Origin of the sequence: Bacillus cereus group sp. MYBK216-1 (assembly GCF_051916495.1) — a bacterium.
GTDB classification, from domain to species: domain Bacteria; phylum Bacillota; class Bacilli; order Bacillales; family Bacillaceae_G; genus Bacillus_A; species Bacillus_A thuringiensis_K.
Window position 1 is genome coordinate 927949 of record NZ_JBQAGT010000002.1, and the last position, 17569, is coordinate 945517.

The following is a 17569-nucleotide window of genomic DNA, read 5'->3' on the forward strand; positions in this document are numbered from 1 at the left end:
TGTATATAAAAAAAACGGACAACTATTATCAAACTTTCTAGTTGTCCGCATCTTTCATTATTTCATCCCTCAATTTTTATCAGTAAAACGCCCTATTACTTTATATTTACCCAAACACTTTTCACTTCTGTATAATTATCAAGCGCATATGAACCTAATTCGCGGCCAATACCAGATTGTTTATATCCACCAAATGGTGTAGCTGCATTTTCTAAGTTATAATCATTAATCCACACTGTTCCTGCTTTTAATTTATTTGCTACTTGATGACCCGTTTTGATATTTTGCGTCCATACACCCGCAGCAAGGCCATAGGATGAGTTGTTCGCTCGTTCAATTACTTCTTCTGTCGAATCAAATGGAAGTACGACAACAACTGGTCCAAATATTTCTTCCTTAACGATTGTCATATTGTCTGTAACATCTGTGAATATAGTTGGCTTAACGAAATAACCTTTTTCAAGCGCACGTTCGCCACCAGCCGCAACTGTAGCACCTTCTTTCTTCCCTTGCTCAATATAATTTAACACACGCTCTTGTTGTTTCTTAGATACGAGTGGACCCATTTCCGTTCCTTTCTCCATACCTGCTCCAAGTTTTACGTTGTTCGCCATTTTCACAAGTGCATCTACTACAGTTTCATAATGTTTACGATGAACAAATACACGTGATCCTGCGCTACAATTTTGACCGTGGTTATACATAATACCTTGGAATGCACCATTTATCGCTTCTTCCAAGTCCGCATCTTCTAAAATGATATTTGGTGATTTTCCGCCAAGCTCTAACGTTACATGCTTAATCATTTCTGCAGATTGACGCATAATATACTTTCCTGTAACAGTAGATCCTGTAAAAGCAACTTTATCAATGTCATGATGATTTACAATTGCAGCCCCTGCTTCAGGACCAAAGCCTGATACAAAGTTTACAACGCCGTTTGGAAATCCAGCCTCTTTAAAGAGTTTCGCTGTATATAGTAAAGATAAAGGCGTTTGCTCTGCTGGCTTTAATACAATCGTACAACCTGTCGCCAGTGCAGCTCCCATTTTCCAAGAAGACATAACAAGCGGAAAATTCCACGGAATAATTTGTCCTACAACACCAACAGGTTCATGTCTCGTATAATTCAAGTAATCTTTAGAAATCGGGATTGTTTGCCCAATAATTTTTGTAGCCCATCCTGCGTAATAACGATAATTTTCTACAGTCGCTGAAATATCATCATCAAGTGCTACTTGATATGGCTTTCCATTATCTAAAGCTTCTAGTTGCGCTAATTCTTCTCTATGTTCTTCAATTAAATCTGCTAATTTATAAATAAGATGCGCTCTTTCAGCAGTAGTCATTTCTGCCCACGGGCCAGATTCAAATGCAGATCTTGCCGCTTTTACTGCAGCATCAATATCCTCTTCTTGCGCTTCACATACGACTGCTAGAACCTCTTCTGTTGCTGGATTGTACGTTTCAAACGTCTTTCCGCCAATAGCAGAAACAAATTCGCCATTAATAAACATTTTAATTTCTTCATTTAAAAACGCTTCCACTTTTGGTTTCAGCTCAATATTTGTCTTTAACATTATGTTCTCCTCCTTATTTAAACAGCTGCATGAGCTGCAATATTTGATAAAATCGTTTGAAGCTTTTGATCTTCTTCTACAGTTAACCCTAGTCTTGGATAGCGAGAAGGTCCTCCCGCTTGCCCATGTAATTCCATAGAACGTTTAACGATTTGAACATATTTCCCTGATCCTTCAAGAAACTCGCAAAGTGGTAAAATAGCATCGTTTATTTCCCACGCCTTTTCTAATTCACCATTTTGAAAATGCTCATACATTTTTGTAACGAGACCGGGAACGATATTTCCTGCTACTGAAACCCATCCCGAGGCACCAACTAAATATGATTCCATAACTAAATCTTCAGAACCACAGAAGACTTGGAAAGCCCCTTCACTTTGTCTTACTAAATCTCTCGCTTTTCGAATATCTCCGCTAGATTCTTTAATATGTGTAACATTTTCACACTCTTTTCCAATACGGAGCATTAGCTCTGTACTCATATCAACACCAGAAGTAAATGGATTATTGTATAACATAATTGGTATATTTACAGAGTTTGAGATTTCTTTAAAATGAAAATAAATCTCCTCTTCCTTCGGTTTACAATAGTAAGAGTTTATAATTAATACACAATCCGCTCCGTGCGCTTCTGCATGTTTCGTATATTCAATTGTTTCTTTCGTCGTCTCTGCTGCAGTTCCAACAATAACTGGAATACGGCCATCAATTTCTTTCAACACGGTTGCTACCATTTTAAATCGTTCTTCTTTTGATAAACTTACAAATTCTCCTGTACTTCCATTAATGATGATACCTGCAACGTTTTGTTCGATAAAGTAATTTACATTTTGCTTTACCCCATCCCAATTAATTTCCTGAAATTCATCCATCGGTGTTATTAATACTGGAAATGCCCCTTTAATTTTTTGCATATTTATCTCTCCCTATCACATTTTATTTTAATAAGAAACCTGCCGGAAACGGATCCGTAGGGTCTAATAGAAACGTCTGCATCCCTGTAATAAACCCTCTACTTTCAAAACGGAAAATGTATCCTAGTTCCTCCTTCTTCACTTTCTCCACAGTTATAAAACTATTAAATATACTTTCATTTTTAAAAGGTTTATCCGCCATATAATCATTTTTAAATAACGCATGAACATAGGAAACAATAGTAGAAACAAAACCTGGCGAACGTACGATAAAGTTATCTTCATGAAATGTAATCGATTTTATATGGTTCTTTTCTTTTTGCGAAGGATCTACTAAAATAAGCCTTTTTATTAGCGACTGTTTTTGTATAGCCTGCAGTGTAGCTTCTCCCCATCTTTTCAATTCAGAAATGTTTTCCATGCGAATTTCTGGCGAATACGCACCTTTTTCTACAACTGCATATACTTTATCTGCTTGTATAAGAGAATAACTTACATTACCAACCTGTAAATTTTTCTCAATCATATAGCATAGTTTGCTTTCAAACGAAACCGATATAACTTCATCATTCTCTACATACGCATGAACTAAAAATATTCCACATAACGTTTCAATTTTGTATTGATTGGACTCTCTCTTTTTTAAATACCCACTTTCGAGTAACATCGTTATTACTGCAACAATGCCTCCATAATGAAGCGGAATCGAACCTTCATGATTAAAAAATAATACAGCTGCATCCACTTCATTATAGATAGATGGAACGACAATACACCCATTCAAACCGATAAAACCACGTGGTTCATTTAATAAAAGCTTCATCTCTTCTGCTAATTCACCTGAAAATTGTTCATTTAATTGCTCCAAACTGTAGTAGTATTTGCATGGTACGTCTTTCATTACACGAAATGCCTCGCCATTTACATGTACGTCTACTGCTGTATACATTTTTTGAATGTTCATTTTATATCCTCCGTTTCATGTTCCATCGGCGGAATTAGCAAAAATCCTTCTTTAAGTGGATCCATTTCATTGTAAAAAAATCTATGCATACCCATAAGCCAAGCTGATCCCGTAATTTTCGTTATGACAGCTTCAATATTTTCAACATGTGTCGTATTCATGACATATCCTTTAAATAAAGAACCAACGATACTCTCATGAATGAACTCTTCACCAATTTCGATTTCTTTCTGAGCGTATAATACAGCTAGCTTCGCAGATGTTCCTGTACCGCATGGAGATCGATCTATTCCGCCTGGTGGTACAACAACTGTATTTTTCACATGCGCACATTCATGAGTAGGATCTGTATAAAATTCAACATGTGTTAATCCTCTTATAAACGAATACTCTGGATGAGTGATTTCAAACTTCTCATTAATTGTGTTCCTTATATGAATCGCCTTATCGATGATTGTAGATGCATTTTCTGGTACTAATTGTAGATCTACTGATTTCGCATCAATAATGGCATAAAAATTCCCTCCATACGCAATATCAGCCTCTATAGTTCCAATGTCTTTCACTTGTACAGTAATATTTTTCAATAAAAAAGCTGGTATGTTACAGAAAGATACTTCTTTTGCTTTTCCATCTTGAACAGCAATATCTACTTCAACTAAGCCAGCCGGTGTATCTAGTTTTAAAGAAGTAATCGGTTCAACTACCGGAATTAAACCTGATTCAACTAACGCTGTACATACACCGATTGTATCGTGACCACACATCGGTAAATATCCACCTGTCTCTATGTATATAACACCTATATCAGCCTCAGGATGACACGGGTCTGTTAATAATGCTCCTGACATTACATCATGACCACGCGGTTCATTCATTAACAATTTTCGAATCCAATCATACTCCTTTTTCATATGTAACATCTTCTCTACCATCGTCTCTCCAATCAACTTTGGAAGTCCACTAATTAATGTCCTCGTTGGATTCCCACCTGTGTGTGTATCAATCGTCGTAAAGGCTCTTTGTGACCTCATCCGTTTAACACCCTTTCTGTAAAACGACTCAAACGAAGTGGTTCAATAGGAATAATTGTCTCTTTTTCATTTAATAACTCTTCAATTACTTTTCCAGTAACTGCTGCAAGACTAATCCCATCACCTTCATGTCCAGCGGCAATGAAATAATTCGGAATATGTTCCACTCGTGAAATAATCGGTAAATGATCTTCCGTCCACGGACGTAAACCAGCGTAAGAACGAATTACCATCATATCTGCCATTTTGGGATAAAAACGAATTGCTCTATTTGCGATACATTTAATGACTTCATTATTTATCCTCGTATGAAATCCTACAAATTCACGACTACTACCAATTAAGAAATTTTGACTTTCAGTAGGCTCAAATACGAGCGCAACCCCGTATTTTTCAGTTAAAGCATCCACTTTTCGTTTTCCGCCAAATTTAGAAATTAAATAACCGAATTCCATTACTTTACGGCATCCTACGTGTTGTTGCCTTGAAGCTACAATAATATGCCCTTTTCTCGGTTCAATTGGTATATTTATATTTAACATCTGACCAATCTTAGGAGCCCACACACCGGCTGCATTTACAACTTGTTGTGCTGTAAAAGTTCCATTCGTAGTTTCTACAACAAATGAACCATCCGTCTCTATTTCCATACTCTTTACTTCCGTCTGCTTAAAAGCTTTTGCGCCAAACTTTTGTGCCTCTGACACAAGCGAGAAAGCAAGGAGATATGGATTCACAGTTGAATCCGTCGCACATTCTAAACCACCTAATAAATCATCAGCAAAAAAAGGCGACTCTTCCCTTATATCTTGCCTATCAAGCATTCGAAACGGTAATCCAGCTTCTTTTTGCCGATTTACCCATTGCTGCGCAGCTTCCATCTCTTCGTCTGACTCACATACGAGAATACTTCCTGGTGCCCTATATTCAAATGAATGCTCTAATTCTTCACTTAAATCAGTTACTAATTTTTGACTTACTAAAGACATTTGACTATCAAATCCCGGGTCTTTATCAATGGCCAAAATATTCCCATCACACCGTGAAGACGTCCCGCTGACAAATTCCCCTTTTTCAATGATTGTTACGTCTCTTCCGTATTTTGAAGTGTAATAAGCGATAGAACACCCTATTATTCCACCACCTATAATTAAAACGTCGCAGTGCCTCACAATATACTCCTCCTTTCCTAGCCCTCTCACTTTCTTTTCATGCAATTGACGTGCCAATTCTGTACATATACAATTTTTATAAATAATATTTTTATTTGTAAAAATATTTTAAATTTATAGTAAATAGGTGTATTATTTTTTTATCACTGTCAAAATTTTTATACATAACAGGAGGACATTATGGAATTTTCATTTCCGACTATACAAGAATTTTTGGAAAGCGTTTTAATCAATCATACATGTTGCCTTGATCGCATTAAGAAAATAAACGAAAGGTTTTATTATCTCCCTTCTACTACAGAAGAATATAATTGCGCAATTATTTATGTAGATGACTCATTCAATGCATTAATTGACGCTTTTTCTTATGAATTAGCTGTTATCATCCTTAACGAAAACGATGAGCCGATATGCTGTATAACTTCTCAGCAAATGATTCCATTTCTTTATAAGTCCTACAATGAACTACAGTCATTTTATGACACTGTAATACAAACAACTGACTCTTCTGTTACAGTAATTGATAGTAAAGAATGCGTTCGAACTTGGACAGATGGTGCTGAAAAAATATTTTCAGTCAACCATAATGAGATTATTGGGCAACCGATTACTCGTTTTTTTGATTATAAAGACTTGGAAATTTTACAATCTTTACATGATGGAAAAAGCATAGTCGCTCAGTTCCATCAGCCTCGCCCCGATTTATTCGTATTAATTAATTCAAATCCAGTTTATTGTAATGATGAAATTATAGGAGCAGTCGTTTCAGAAACAGATGTTACAAATCAAGTCGCTTTAAATGAAAAACTATTTAATATGTCACATGAAATGCACCGTTTAGAACAAGAAGTGGCAAAGTATAAAGATGAATCCGATCCATTCCTTGCGATGAATGGAAAAAGTCCTGTTATACAAAGAACGATACAATTAGCTAGAAAAGTTTGTTCGGTGAAATCAACTGTTTTAATACTTGGGGAAAGCGGAGTTGGAAAAGAAGTATTTGCGAAAGCAATTCATGAAGCAAGTGAAGCAGCGAAGGCGCCTTTCATTTCGATTAACTGCGGGGCAATTCCAGAAGCATTATTTGAAAGTGAATTATTCGGTTACGAGCGTGGGGCGTTTTCTGGAGCAAATAGTAAAGGAAAAAAAGGTAAAATTGAACTCGCGCAAGGCGGTACTTTATTTCTTGATGAAATAGGTGAAATGCCACTTGATATGCAAGTAAAACTGTTACGTGTACTGCAAGAGCGAAAGTATTACCGAGTTGGTGGTGAAAAAGAAATTAATATTGATTTCCGTATTATCGCTGCTACAAATCGTGATTTACAAGAAGAAATGATAAAAGGAACTTTCCGAGAAGATTTATATTACCGCTTAAATGTAGTTAGCTTGCAGATTCCACCGCTGCGCGAAAGACGCGAGGATATTATTGAATTAACCTATTCTTTCTTAAACGATTTTTCAATCAACTATAACAGACCAATTCGTGACTTACCTTCAAGCATTATGCATGAACTGCTTCATTACAATTGGCCAGGTAATATTCGCGAACTTCGAAACGTTGTTGAGCGGCTTGTGGTATTCGCAACAGACGGAATTATAAAACAAGAATATTTACCATTTCATACGACTGAAACTTTAGACAACCATACAGCCCATTCCCTATTACTCAGCAACAATAATACAATCCTTTCTTTACAAGAAGAGATGGATGAGCATGAGAAAAAAGTTATTGAAAGGGCTTTACGAATTTTAAATGGGAATAAATTAGAATGCGCAAAACAACTTGGTGTAACAAGGGCTACTTTATATAACCGTTTAAAGAAACTTGGACTTCAATAAAGAATCAGTATGCACCGATCAGGCGTTTACAGGTAGCCCTCTCTCCCTCCTCTATATTGGCATGATTTTTGCATATATAATTTATGAAAACCGAACTAGAGGAGGAATACATATGACAAATAAAAACAACTTAATCGTTTGTCGTTGTGAAGAGGTTACATATGGGCAACTTCAATCGACAATTGCTGAATATAACTGCTCGGCAAGAGAATTAAAACTAAGAACACGTGCTGGCATGGGATTTTGCGGTGGTCGCACATGCAGAATAATGATAGATCGAATGATTGAAAATGCGAATCCTGACGTAACTCTTAATGAACTACCGTTAAAATATCAACCACCAATACGTGCAGTTACTTTTGGATCGGTAGGTGAAAGTAAATGAGTAGAATTACACATCACCCTATTTTAGGTACTTTACAAAGTAGTGAGCGTATTACCTTTCAATTTAACGGTCATCAATACGGAGCATATGAACATGAAACGATAGCTGCTGCCCTGTTAGCAAATGGAATAAGGACATTAAGAGTTCATGAAGATAGCGGAACACCGCGAGGTATTTATTGTAATATCGGGCACTGTTCCGAATGCCGCATGACAGTAAATAATCAAACAAATGTACGCGCATGCTTAACTGTTGTAGAAGAAAACATGGTTGTTGAAAGCGGGAAACAGCATCCGAATATCGTGAGAGAGATGGTGAAAAAACGATGAGTGATGTAATTATTATTGGTGCAGGGCCAGCGGGATTATCTGCTTCTATTTCTTGTGCTCGTTTCGGACTAAAAGTGCTCGTTATTGATGAATTTATGAAGCCGGGCGGGAGATTGTTAGGACAGTTGCATCAAGAGCCTACTGGAGAATGGTGGAACGGAATAAAAGAATCGAAGCGACTTCATGAAGAAGCAGAATCACTTTCAGTACATATCAGGTGCGGTGTTTCGGTCTATAATTTAGATAGAGATGAAAACAATTGGTTTGTACATACTAATATCGGTACGTTAGAAGCACCTTTCGTACTACTTGCTACTGGAGCTGCGGAATATTCTATTCCCCTTCCTGGCTGGACACTTCCAGGAGTGATGTCAATTGGAGCAGCTCAAGTTATGACAAATGTTCATCGCGTGCAAGTTGGAAAAAAAGGAATTATTATTGGTGCTAACATTTTGTCTTTCGCCATTTTAAGTGAATTGCAATTAGCGGGAATTACAGTAGATCATATTGTACTCCCTGAGAAAAGCGAGTTAAGTCAAAAAGCTGGTGAACCTGAAGAAGTTTTAAACTCTCTTTTAAATGTAGCTCACCTCGCTCCTTCTGCTTTCTTACGAATAGGTAGTCACTTTATGAAATTTGATTGGATTCGAAAAGCTGGATTAACATTCTATCCAAACAACGGAATGAAAATAAACGGAACGCCACTTCACCTTCGGAAAGCAGCTCTTGAAATTATCGGAACAGATCAAGTTGAAGGTGTACGTATTGCTAATATTGACTCTAAAGGAAAGGTTATCAATGGAACAGAGAAAATATATGAAGCAGATTTTGTATGTATTGCCGGGGGATTATACCCACTTGCCGAACTTGCAGCTGTAGCTGGTTGTCCCTTCCATTACATTTCAGAATTAGGCGGACACGTTCCTCTCCATTCCGAAACAATGGAAACCCCTCTTCCCGGTTTATTAGTAGCCGGCAATATTACAGGCATTGAAAGCGGAAAAATTGCGATGGCGCAAGGAACAGTTGCAGGTCTATCTATTGCTAAATATGCAAGCAAAAAACGTGATATAGTCGACCAACAATTATCTCACGCCATTCAAAACGTTCACTTTGTTCGTCAGAAATCTGCAATTCAGTTTAATCCGATGGTAGATATCGGTAGACGAAAAATGAATGAAATTTGGCGTGATTACTCATCTACATATGCACATACTAAAAAGAGCTGCTGAGATTATTCTCAACAGCTCTCTTCTCTACTCATCTGAGTTATTAAATTTCGCTAATGCGTAAATACCTTCTTCGTCATCTAATTCAAGTTGTAATCTCGCTGCGAATGAATTGACATTATATTCTCTGTCAAGCAATAAGCGTAAAGCTTCGATTAAGTTTGCTTGAATTAAAATTTGCTGGCGACCATTTACCTCTACTTCCGCAGAGAAACCGTAGTCGTCATCATACATGAGTTCAACTAATACTTCTTCTGGACCCACTTGTCTTTTTTCAGCGATATATATACAAAGCGCATTTATAAGCTCTTGTTCAGAAATTTTTATTGTTTCCATGCTACTTCATCTGCCTTCTTCTTACGTTGGTCTTTGAAGTATTTAAATGCACGAACTGCTAACATTACGATACCAGCCATTACTAACATATTTACCATAAACGCTAATACAGAACCAAGAGCTCCCATATTTGCAAATAAGCTACCCATTAGTAAACCACCAAGACCACCTAGTAATAAACCTTTCATAAAGCTTCCTTTATTACTTTTTGGTGCCGTGTTTGTTGCTTTCGTTTTTGAATCTGGAGTCGTTTTTTGGGAATTTACATTTGAGTCTTTTTTGTTTAAATCAACTTTTGACTTTTGACCTGAACTTGGTGTAAATGATTTTTTACCAGATTTGTAACTTTTCGCTGCTGCATGATCTACGAACATAAAGCTGCTAGCCCCAAAGATAACCATGAATGCTGTCATTACTGCTACAAGTTTTTTCAACATATTATATCCATTCTCCTTTTATATAGATATATGTGAAATCTATCTTTCTAGTAAATTCAGAATGATAGATTTGTTTTTAAGAACATTTTAAAGGTTCTTATGAACTTATTATATGAACTTTTGTCGAAATATGCAAGTATTATTTACTTTCAACAGTTTGGTCACAAAGGAAAAATTAAGCAAAACAGAATTGACTTTAAATGAAACAAAACATATTATAAGTTCATAAGAACTTTTTATTATTTTGGAGGTGAAAAGATGGAAACATTTCATCTCACACGAAACGAAATGGCTACCCTTCTTCTATCACTAAGAGGATGGAATACGAAAAAGCCTCTCGGTATTTTACAAGAAGCTTGGGCAAAGTCACATAAAAAAGATATTGAAAGCGGACAAAGCGTTACAGCTTTTATTACTACCGCACTTTCACCTATTTTTGAAAAGCTGATTAAAATTGACGATACTGATGTCGGTTTTTCTTTAAATGAAATAGTTGCGCTTGGCAATCAGATTGAAAACACAAGTTTCTCTGTAACTGCTATGCAAAACTGGGTGAAACGAGATATAAAAGAAATGATTGGCTCTCCTCAAAAAGGGAAAAAATATTCAATTGAACAAGCAGCCTTACTATTTATTGTCGAAGATTTAAAAACAGCACTTGATTTTGAATCCATTCGTAAGCTATTACGCCTTATTGTAAATGATCCAGCTGATCGAAGTGATGATTTAATCAATCCTGTTCATTTATATGTAGCATACTCTTCTTTATTTGAAGAACTCAATCAAGGGAATTGCTTACAATTAAATGCAACAGATACCGTTCATACAATTGAAAACATCGTAAAAGAAAAAGCTGATAAAATCGCAAGTAAGTTCGATCAAATTAATAACGAACAACGCGAAGCAATTCGTAACGCTATTATTATTGCGACCCTTTCTGTACATACCGCTTATGTACAAATGTTAGCAAAGCGTTACGTAACAGCAACTTTATTTTTACAGAACTTAGATGTGAAGCCTTAAAAAATAGGAGCAGAAATGCTTCTATTTTTTTACAACGAAAACAAGCAACCATCTGTTCCAAATATACAACAAATGCTTGCTTGATTTATTTAAATTTAAGTTTCATATAAAACCGTAGTATTACGCATATCTATAAGTAGTGTCATTTAAGGTTCCATATATCCCCCTAACCCTCATTACATTCAGAATTAACTGTTTTTTACCGTGCTATTTTCTCATTCTTAATTCTATGCATATCATACACTTTCACTTCATTCTCTATATATGATTTTACTTTTTTAAATCCAGCTTTCTCATAACAACGAATTGCCCTTTTGTTGTCTTCTCTTACCTGTAATACAACTGCTTGTATATCGGAATCTAAAAACGATTTACTTATGAAATACTTTGTAATTTCTGTTCCAAGTCCTTTTGAATATAAATTCGAAACGCCAATAAGAATAGAGTATTCCATCACATAGGTATCATCATATTTCGTCTTTTTTAATCCGACTCTTCCTATTACTTCATCTCTCACTATTATTACATGATAACTTGCATAAGACCGCGCTAATTTTTCAGTCCAATACTCCCGAAGTTCTTCTATTGTATATCGCTTAAATGGTTTCACATCTGCTATGTTATGTAATTCTTCATCGTTATACCATTCTAATATAATTGATAAATCATCTAATTCTAGAAGACGTTCTTTCCAGTTCACATTTCCACCCCATCTATTTTATGTTTTCAAACCACTTTAAAAAGAATAGGCATATTCTTTTTTAGGCAATTTTACTATCTCTTGAATGAAATTTGATTTCTCTAAAATGTCCTCTAACTGCCCCTCACTATGGACGTAAATACCACCTGCATATGAACTGTACGCCTTTTTCTCAGTTATTATCGCTAAATTGTTATTTTCCTTTTTAAAATCACCCTCCACTCCTTTTTGAAATGATAAACTTTTAGTTGGTGAAACATAAAGTTGAATTAAAGATACTATTTCAACATCATCTGATTTTGCAAAGCACTGTATTTCATTTAAAATCATTTCATCTTGTAACGGAAGAAAGTCTTCTACTTCTAACTTCTCTCCTTTATGAAAGAAGTTTTGAAGTTCAGGAGTATAGAACGAAAGATTTTTCTCCTCTATCATTTTAAAAATTGTTTGCAGCAATACGTCTTTTCCTATCACAAACGGGTGGCCAAATCCATTATTGTAAAGCCCTTCTTTCATTTTCATTAATTGTTCGATGAAGGGGATTCCCGATTCTTCAATAACAAGTTTACCGTCAATTAAACGCATGTTAGCAATCAATTCTTCTATCTGTAAACCTTCTAATTCAAGCGACGAGTAATATAAATCTCTATTCCAAAAATCTAATTGATCCATTCCTAATGAATTAAATAAGAGCTCATCTATAATTGGAAAAACTCCATCTTCTGTTAAAGCTTTCGTTACATCATCTAATAATCTAGGTGTTTGATTTAAAATCGTACGTATTTCTTCGTCCTCTTGAATGATTCGTACCGTCCACTCACTATGATCTTCACCCGATATTTGCTGAAAACAATGTGAATATGGCCCATGTCCAACATCATGTAGAAGGGCTACAGTAGATACTAGCTTTCGTTCATATTTCGATAAATGTATGTCACCAATCTCAGTAAGATGTTCTATCACTTTATTTACTAGCACATATACACCTATCGAATGTTCTTTCCTCGTATGTATTGCGTTCTCATGTAAAAAATAAGTATGTCCTTGTTGTTTAATATTCGCCAACCTTTGAAATGCTTTTGTATCTATCAATCGAAGGATATCTCTATCACGAATAGAGATTGGTCCATAAATCGGATCTGTAATATACATACGTTCTCCTCCTATTTTTGTAAATGAAAGATCTATAACATTATACTTAATTTTCAGTCTATTATCATTGATATATGAGAAATTTTTAATAATCTTTTCATTAACCCTTCATGAAAACGTAGCTTATATACTTTACTATAATACTTATGAGAGACATAAAAGAATTGAAATAGCAATCCCCTATGTAAATAAGGTATAATCTACATATAGTGAACCTTTTATGTAATTAAATAAAAGGTTCTTATACTCAAAAATTCATAAACTAGAAGGTGCAACAATGTTAAGTAGTTTTATTCATTCAGTATTAACGTTTTTTGAAGGATTAGGTTATTGGGGCATTATGCTTGGACTTATGATTGAAATTATCCCAAGTGAAATTGTCCTTGCTTATGCAGGATACTTAGTATTCAATGGAAGTATCTCATTTATAGGCGCAGTTGTATTCGGTACAATTGGCGGTGTTATTGCCCAAATCTTTATTTATTGGCTTGGACGATACGGCGGACGCCCTATATTAGAACGTTACGGAAAATATATTTTCATACATAAAAAACAAATAGATGCTGCAGAAGATTGGTTTAATCGTTACGGAACTGGCGTCATTTTTACAGCACGCTTCATTCCAGTAGTGCGTCATGCGATTTCAATTCCTGCTGGTATTACAAAAATGCCTTTACTACGTTTCACTACATTAACAGCACTTGCGATTATCCCTTGGTCTATTATTTTCATTTATTTAGGTGAAAAACTAGGTGAAAATTGGGAGAATATAAACGATATTGCTGGTCCGTATGTGAAATCATTTGCAATTGGTGGCGTCGTACTTATACTTTTATACTTCGTTATAAAAAAATGGACAAAAAAGCGCAAAAATCTTGCTTAAGAATATAATAAAAACCGCTATAAATTCATTCGGAGTTATAGCGGTTTTTTATTTATATATGAATTAATCTTCAAGAATTATATAACACCTTTCCATCTACATTTACATGGATAAGCAACCGTTTGATCATTTCTTTCGTATATTATCTCAAAAAGGAGTGATTCCCCTATGCATTGGCAGCAAAAAATACTATACTTAATCGGACGCCCTATCGGTATTTCCTTCATAAATGGGCAAGGAACTTCTGGTGTATTATGTTCAGCTCATGATGGTCAATTATATGTGTATGAATACCTTTATCAAGCCCAGTTCGCAATGAAACATTATGATTATAGACAGATTCAAGATATACATGCATTCCCAAATTGTCCTCACCAAAATCCTCTATACTAAAAAAATCGGACCGGCTCATAGCCATTCCGATTTCTATACTTTATTTCTCAGAATTAAATTTCTGCACTGCTTCATCAAAATAAATCCAACCTTTCCAGCCCAAATGAATCGTATCTTTTAAGAAATACTTATCATATTCATGACCAGAGAAATCAACTACTGGATATCCTGCTTTCTCAACCTGTTCTCGAACTTTTTTATAATACACTTCACGGCGTTCTTTCGGGAATCCAGTATAATCATACCAAGGCCCATTGACAGGTACAGAAATAAAGAGTGGTTTGACATTTTTCTCTTTAAATAAATCTAAAATAATTTGTAAATCATCGTATTCTGGTGATTCATCATATGTTTCATTTGCTCTAAAGTTTTTTAAACCTTTTAGTTTTTTCTTCAGATTATTCTTATGATAATACGGATTTTCAATTCCGAATGTATTTGTAGTAGACTCTGCTTTCCCTTCTTGTTCTGCGTGTTTACGTGCGTCTTCCCAAGAAATTGAACGAAGTCCGATATTTGTTTTCTCTCTCATCGGTTCGATTTTAAATAAAGAGTTAAATAAATCTCTATGATCTAAAATATTTCGATGCATATAAGCAAGTGGTTTAACTAAACCTGCTTTTATGTTATGTTTCGTATCATTATATACAATACCTTCTAATGAATTTTTTAATATATCATCTTCTTGAACAACTTTATAATCTAATAGCCGTTTCGCGATTTGCTTCTTCATTTCTGGATTTATCTCATCATTAAAAATAAAATGATATGCTTGTTGTTTGGAGAAATTATTAGTGAAATCCCCTTGTGATACACCAGTCTTTGTAAACCATTGTGGTGAAAGAACAAAGACTACTTTTTTACCTTCTAATTCATCCATAGTAGATGTCATATTTAAAATATGAGCTAAACTTTGTGTACCGCCAGTTCCAATTAAAAACGGTGTAAAACCAGCTGGATTTACTTTGAAATAATTAGACGGATGATATGCATCCATTCGTAAAAATTCTGATGAACCGTACATCGGTAAATACTGTGAATTCTCTAACATTTTTTGCTGTAAGAAAACACTTTGTAATTTCTCTTTTTGTAAAGAAGTAGCCGCATCTTCTACCTTCTTATCACTAATAAGCGATACTAAACTTTTCGATGGGATTAGAATGATAATGAAAAAAAGCACACACGCTAAAATTATAGGACCAAAAGCATGCTTCATTTTCATCTTCTGTCCCTCTTTCTATCGTTATTAACTTGTAACCCTTGTCTTTGACACGCCATCTTTTCTCTCCTTTTTCTCTATACATGTTCCATTCTATTTGTCTATTATATACATGTATGTATTTCCTTCCTTGTTCTATTAAATCCTATAGAAATAGCGCAAGAAAATGTTTCCATAGAAACACGTTAATTATACAAGATTCTACATAAATTTCACACTGGAATTTTAGTAATAATTTTATTTTTAAGTCGTAAAAAAACATATGAAATGTCTATATTTCATTCGGAACTGTACAAAAAAACAGACTATCACATACGTGAAGTCTGTTTCCCCATTCTTTTATTTTTGTACATCTGCCCATTTTAAACTTGTAGCTGGACCAAATTGATGTACATATAAATCTTTCACATATGGTTTTTGTAAGTAAGATAATCCGCGCTGGAATACCGGTGCAATTACTGCATCATCAAGTAGCATTTTTTCAGCATCTTGCATTGCTTTCCAGCGAGCCTTTTCATCATTACCTAATTCTGTTTTAATCTTCTTAATTAACGCATCATATTCTGGGTTTGCATATTCTGTATTATTAACACTGCTTCCAGAAAGAAATACTTCTAAATAAGTCATTGGATCTGGATAATCCGGTAACCAGCGTGATAACGACATTTCATATTCTTTCTTCTTCTCAAGTGCTAATTTTTGCGTATGTGGCTGTAATTTCACATTCACTTTTAAGCCTGGTAAGTTTTTCTCAAGCTGCTCTTTAATGTACTCTCCAACTTTTTTAAAGTTTTCTAAGTCATAATTTAATAGTTCTAACGTCACTTCATTTGTACCTGTCTCTTGTTTTGCTTTCTCCCAATATTCTTTCGCTTTTTTTACATCAGTTTTATTAAACTCACCTGCCGTACTTCTAAAATCTTTCTTATCTGGGCCCTTTAAGAATCCTTTTGGTACGTAATAGTTTGCTGCAACCGACCCATCATTTAAAAATGAATCTGCGAGTCCCTTCTTATCAAAAACTGTACTTAGCGCAAGACGTGCATTTTTATTTTTAAGAATCGGTACATTTTCATTAAATCGGAAGAAGTACATAACTGGATCTGTATATTGTTTTAGCTCTTTATTATTTTTATATTTATCTACGAATTCTGTAGAAATAACAGCTCTATCAACTTTATCTGTTTCATATAAATTTACCGCAGTTGAAATTTCTTTTACAATTTGATAGTTTACTTCATCTAACTTCACTTCTTTTTTATCCCAATACTTATCGTTTTTCTTCATTGTAAAGCTAGCTTCATGCTTCCACTCTGATAATGTAAACGGTCCATTATATACCGCTTTATTTGCTTCTAATCCATATTTATCACCTTGCTCTTTCGCATATTTTTCTTTAATTGGATAGAAGGATGGTAAAATTAATAATTTCGTAAAATACGGTACAGGATGTTCTAGCTCTACGACGAATGTTTTATCATCCTTCGCTTTTACTCCTAATTCATCTAGACCTAGTTGTTTTTTATTTATCTTCTCAGCATTTTTTACATCGTACGCAATGTATGCATATTGAGAAGCTGTATCTGGATTAATCAATTGCTTCCAAGCGTATACGTAATCATGGGCGGTTACTGGATCTCCGTTAGACCATTTCGCATCACGCAATTGGAATGTATATGTCTTTCCATCTTTACTCACTTCATATTTTTGTGCGCCTGCCTCAATTACTTCATCATTTTTCGATAGACGGAATAGTCCTTCCATTACGTTATTCAAAACGTTAAACGAGATTGCATCTGTGACTTTCACTGAGTTTAACGACGGAATTTCACCCGTTTCTAGTAACTGTAATACTTTCTTGTCATCTTTCGGCTTTGTCGTTGTTTTTTCTTTTTCGCAACCAACTAAAAATGAAGAAACGAATAGAATACTAACTAATGAGTAACGAACAACTTTTTTCATTTAAAAACCTCCTCT

18 protein-coding genes are annotated in these 17569 nt (G+C 34.9%); 7 read left to right on the forward strand and 11 right to left on the reverse strand.

The window, feature by feature from the left end:
* Window positions 1-95: 95 nt before the first annotated feature.
* Genes ACTFRH_RS10260 through ACTFRH_RS10280 form a run of 5 tightly spaced genes read right to left on the reverse strand, consistent with a single transcriptional unit; the run spans window position 96 to window position 5664 of the window.
* Window positions 96-1580, reverse strand: coding sequence for an aldehyde dehydrogenase family protein (locus ACTFRH_RS10260; RefSeq protein ID WP_000920987.1), 1485 nt, complete (start codon window positions 1578-1580; stop codon window positions 96-98).
* 17 nt (window positions 1581-1597) lie between these two features.
* Window positions 1598-2494, reverse strand: a complete 897-nt coding sequence (gene dapA / locus ACTFRH_RS10265; protein ID WP_001169462.1) for a 4-hydroxy-tetrahydrodipicolinate synthase — start codon at window positions 2492-2494, stop codon at window positions 1598-1600.
* A gap of 22 nt (window positions 2495-2516) precedes the next feature.
* Window positions 2517-3458: a proline racemase family protein gene (locus ACTFRH_RS10270; protein WP_001025571.1), complete on the reverse strand. Its 942-nt coding sequence runs from the start codon at window positions 3456-3458 to the stop codon at window positions 2517-2519.
* The gene (locus ACTFRH_RS10275) at window positions 3455-4492 is read right to left on the reverse strand and encodes a proline racemase family protein (protein ID WP_001257518.1); all 1038 of its coding nucleotides are present in this window, start codon (window positions 4490-4492) and stop codon (window positions 3455-3457) included. Before ACTFRH_RS10275 ends, ACTFRH_RS10270 begins: the two co-directional genes overlap by 4 nt.
* A complete protein-coding gene (locus ACTFRH_RS10280) occupies window positions 4489-5664 on the reverse strand; it encodes an NAD(P)/FAD-dependent oxidoreductase (protein ID WP_001215263.1) in 1176 nt (391 codons plus the stop codon). Before ACTFRH_RS10280 ends, ACTFRH_RS10275 begins: the two co-directional genes overlap by 4 nt.
* Before the next feature lie 180 nt (window positions 5665-5844).
* Between ACTFRH_RS10280 and ACTFRH_RS10285 the strand changes: the two genes are divergently transcribed.
* From ACTFRH_RS10285 to ACTFRH_RS10300, 4 genes are all read left to right on the forward strand, one after another.
* On the forward strand, window positions 5845-7506 hold the full coding sequence (locus ACTFRH_RS10285) for a sigma-54 interaction domain-containing protein (RefSeq protein WP_000395820.1): 1662 nt from the start codon (window positions 5845-5847) through the stop codon (window positions 7504-7506).
* A gap of 112 nt (window positions 7507-7618) precedes the next feature.
* Window positions 7619-7891: a (2Fe-2S)-binding protein gene (locus ACTFRH_RS10290; RefSeq protein ID WP_000182619.1), complete on the forward strand. Its 273-nt coding sequence runs from the start codon at window positions 7619-7621 to the stop codon at window positions 7889-7891.
* A complete protein-coding gene (locus ACTFRH_RS10295) occupies window positions 7888-8220 on the forward strand; it encodes a (2Fe-2S)-binding protein (RefSeq protein ID WP_000087067.1) in 333 nt (110 codons plus the stop codon). The genes ACTFRH_RS10290 and ACTFRH_RS10295 overlap by 4 nt, the downstream gene beginning before the upstream one ends.
* Window positions 8217-9452: an NAD(P)/FAD-dependent oxidoreductase gene (locus tag ACTFRH_RS10300; RefSeq protein WP_001286107.1), complete on the forward strand. Its 1236-nt coding sequence runs from the start codon at window positions 8217-8219 to the stop codon at window positions 9450-9452. The genes ACTFRH_RS10295 and ACTFRH_RS10300 overlap by 4 nt, the downstream gene beginning before the upstream one ends.
* Window positions 9453-9476: 24 nt before the next feature.
* Here the strand turns inward: ACTFRH_RS10300 and ACTFRH_RS10305 are convergent, their stop codons facing one another.
* Together ACTFRH_RS10305 and ACTFRH_RS10310 are read right to left on the reverse strand one after the other, a co-directional pair.
* Window positions 9477-9785: a YxcD family protein gene (locus ACTFRH_RS10305; RefSeq protein WP_000447750.1), complete on the reverse strand. Its 309-nt coding sequence runs from the start codon at window positions 9783-9785 to the stop codon at window positions 9477-9479.
* Window positions 9773-10222 (reverse strand): hypothetical protein, encoded by a 450-nt coding sequence (locus tag ACTFRH_RS10310; RefSeq protein WP_000914478.1) that lies wholly within the window; start codon window positions 10220-10222, stop codon window positions 9773-9775. Before ACTFRH_RS10310 ends, ACTFRH_RS10305 begins: the two co-directional genes overlap by 13 nt.
* Before the next feature lie 258 nt (window positions 10223-10480).
* Here ACTFRH_RS10310 and ACTFRH_RS10315 point away from each other — a divergent pair, with 258 nt between their 5' ends.
* On the forward strand, window positions 10481-11245 hold the full coding sequence (locus ACTFRH_RS10315) for a DUF1836 domain-containing protein (protein WP_000447231.1): 765 nt from the start codon (window positions 10481-10483) through the stop codon (window positions 11243-11245).
* Window positions 11246-11444: 199 nt separating this feature from the next.
* Here the strand turns inward: ACTFRH_RS10315 and ACTFRH_RS10320 are convergent, their stop codons facing one another.
* Together ACTFRH_RS10320 and ACTFRH_RS10325 are read right to left on the reverse strand one after the other, a co-directional pair.
* Window positions 11445-11945, reverse strand: coding sequence for a GNAT family N-acetyltransferase (locus ACTFRH_RS10320; protein ID WP_001104067.1), 501 nt, complete (start codon window positions 11943-11945; stop codon window positions 11445-11447).
* A gap of 36 nt (window positions 11946-11981) precedes the next feature.
* Complete coding sequence (locus tag ACTFRH_RS10325; RefSeq protein WP_000275990.1) at window positions 11982-13097, reverse strand: HD domain-containing protein; 1116 nt, start codon at window positions 13095-13097, stop codon at window positions 11982-11984.
* Window positions 13098-13374: 277 nt separating this feature from the next.
* Here ACTFRH_RS10325 and ACTFRH_RS10330 point away from each other — a divergent pair, with 277 nt between their 5' ends.
* Window positions 13375-13980 (forward strand): DedA family protein, encoded by a 606-nt coding sequence (locus ACTFRH_RS10330; RefSeq protein ID WP_000952913.1) that lies wholly within the window; start codon window positions 13375-13377, stop codon window positions 13978-13980.
* 168 nt (window positions 13981-14148) lie between these two features.
* Window positions 14149-14373 (forward strand): hypothetical protein, encoded by a 225-nt coding sequence (locus ACTFRH_RS10335; protein ID WP_000558686.1) that lies wholly within the window; start codon window positions 14149-14151, stop codon window positions 14371-14373.
* Window positions 14374-14413: 40 nt separating this feature from the next.
* On the opposite strand, the gene dltD is transcribed toward ACTFRH_RS10335, so the two are convergent.
* Window positions 14414-15595, reverse strand: a complete 1182-nt coding sequence (dltD, locus tag ACTFRH_RS10340; protein ID WP_000782301.1) for a D-alanyl-lipoteichoic acid biosynthesis protein DltD — start codon at window positions 15593-15595, stop codon at window positions 14414-14416.
* A 336-nt stretch (window positions 15596-15931) separates the two neighbouring features.
* The gene (locus ACTFRH_RS10345) at window positions 15932-17554 is read right to left on the reverse strand and encodes a peptide ABC transporter substrate-binding protein (RefSeq protein ID WP_000758239.1); all 1623 of its coding nucleotides are present in this window, start codon (window positions 17552-17554) and stop codon (window positions 15932-15934) included.
* Window positions 17555-17569: the final 15 nt, after the last annotated feature.

Excerpts from the sequence above, each read along its gene's own strand:
- ACTFRH_RS10305 (WP_000447750.1), bottom strand. The coding sequence starts at position 9,785 with ATGGAAACAATAAAAATTTCTGAACAAGAGCTTATAAATGCGCTTTGT.
- dltD (WP_000782301.1), bottom strand. The coding sequence starts at position 15,595 with ATGAAAATGAAGCATGCTTTTGGTCCTATAATTTTAGCGTGTGTGCTT.
- ACTFRH_RS10295 (WP_000087067.1), top strand. The coding sequence starts at position 7,888 with ATGAGTAGAATTACACATCACCCTATTTTAGGTACTTTACAAAGTAGT.
- ACTFRH_RS10275 (WP_001257518.1), bottom strand. The coding sequence starts at position 4,492 with ATGAGGTCACAAAGAGCCTTTACGACGATTGATACACACACAGGTGGG.
- ACTFRH_RS10285 (WP_000395820.1), top strand. The coding sequence starts at position 5,845 with ATGGAATTTTCATTTCCGACTATACAAGAATTTTTGGAAAGCGTTTTA.
- ACTFRH_RS10335 (WP_000558686.1), top strand. The coding sequence starts at position 14,149 with ATGCATTGGCAGCAAAAAATACTATACTTAATCGGACGCCCTATCGGT.
- ACTFRH_RS10325 (WP_000275990.1), bottom strand. The coding sequence starts at position 13,097 with ATGTATATTACAGATCCGATTTATGGACCAATCTCTATTCGTGATAGA.
- ACTFRH_RS10345 (WP_000758239.1), bottom strand. The coding sequence starts at position 17,554 with ATGAAAAAAGTTGTTCGTTACTCATTAGTTAGTATTCTATTCGTTTCT.
- ACTFRH_RS10300 (WP_001286107.1), top strand. The coding sequence starts at position 8,217 with ATGAGTGATGTAATTATTATTGGTGCAGGGCCAGCGGGATTATCTGCT.
- ACTFRH_RS10270 (WP_001025571.1), bottom strand. The coding sequence starts at position 3,458 with ATGAACATTCAAAAAATGTATACAGCAGTAGACGTACATGTAAATGGC.
- dapA (WP_001169462.1), bottom strand. The coding sequence starts at position 2,494 with ATGCAAAAAATTAAAGGGGCATTTCCAGTATTAATAACACCGATGGAT.
- ACTFRH_RS10310 (WP_000914478.1), bottom strand. The coding sequence starts at position 10,222 with ATGTTGAAAAAACTTGTAGCAGTAATGACAGCATTCATGGTTATCTTT.
- ACTFRH_RS10260 (WP_000920987.1), bottom strand. The coding sequence starts at position 1,580 with ATGTTAAAGACAAATATTGAGCTGAAACCAAAAGTGGAAGCGTTTTTA.
- ACTFRH_RS10290 (WP_000182619.1), top strand. The coding sequence starts at position 7,619 with ATGACAAATAAAAACAACTTAATCGTTTGTCGTTGTGAAGAGGTTACA.
- ACTFRH_RS10315 (WP_000447231.1), top strand. The coding sequence starts at position 10,481 with ATGGAAACATTTCATCTCACACGAAACGAAATGGCTACCCTTCTTCTA.
- ACTFRH_RS10330 (WP_000952913.1), top strand. The coding sequence starts at position 13,375 with ATGTTAAGTAGTTTTATTCATTCAGTATTAACGTTTTTTGAAGGATTA.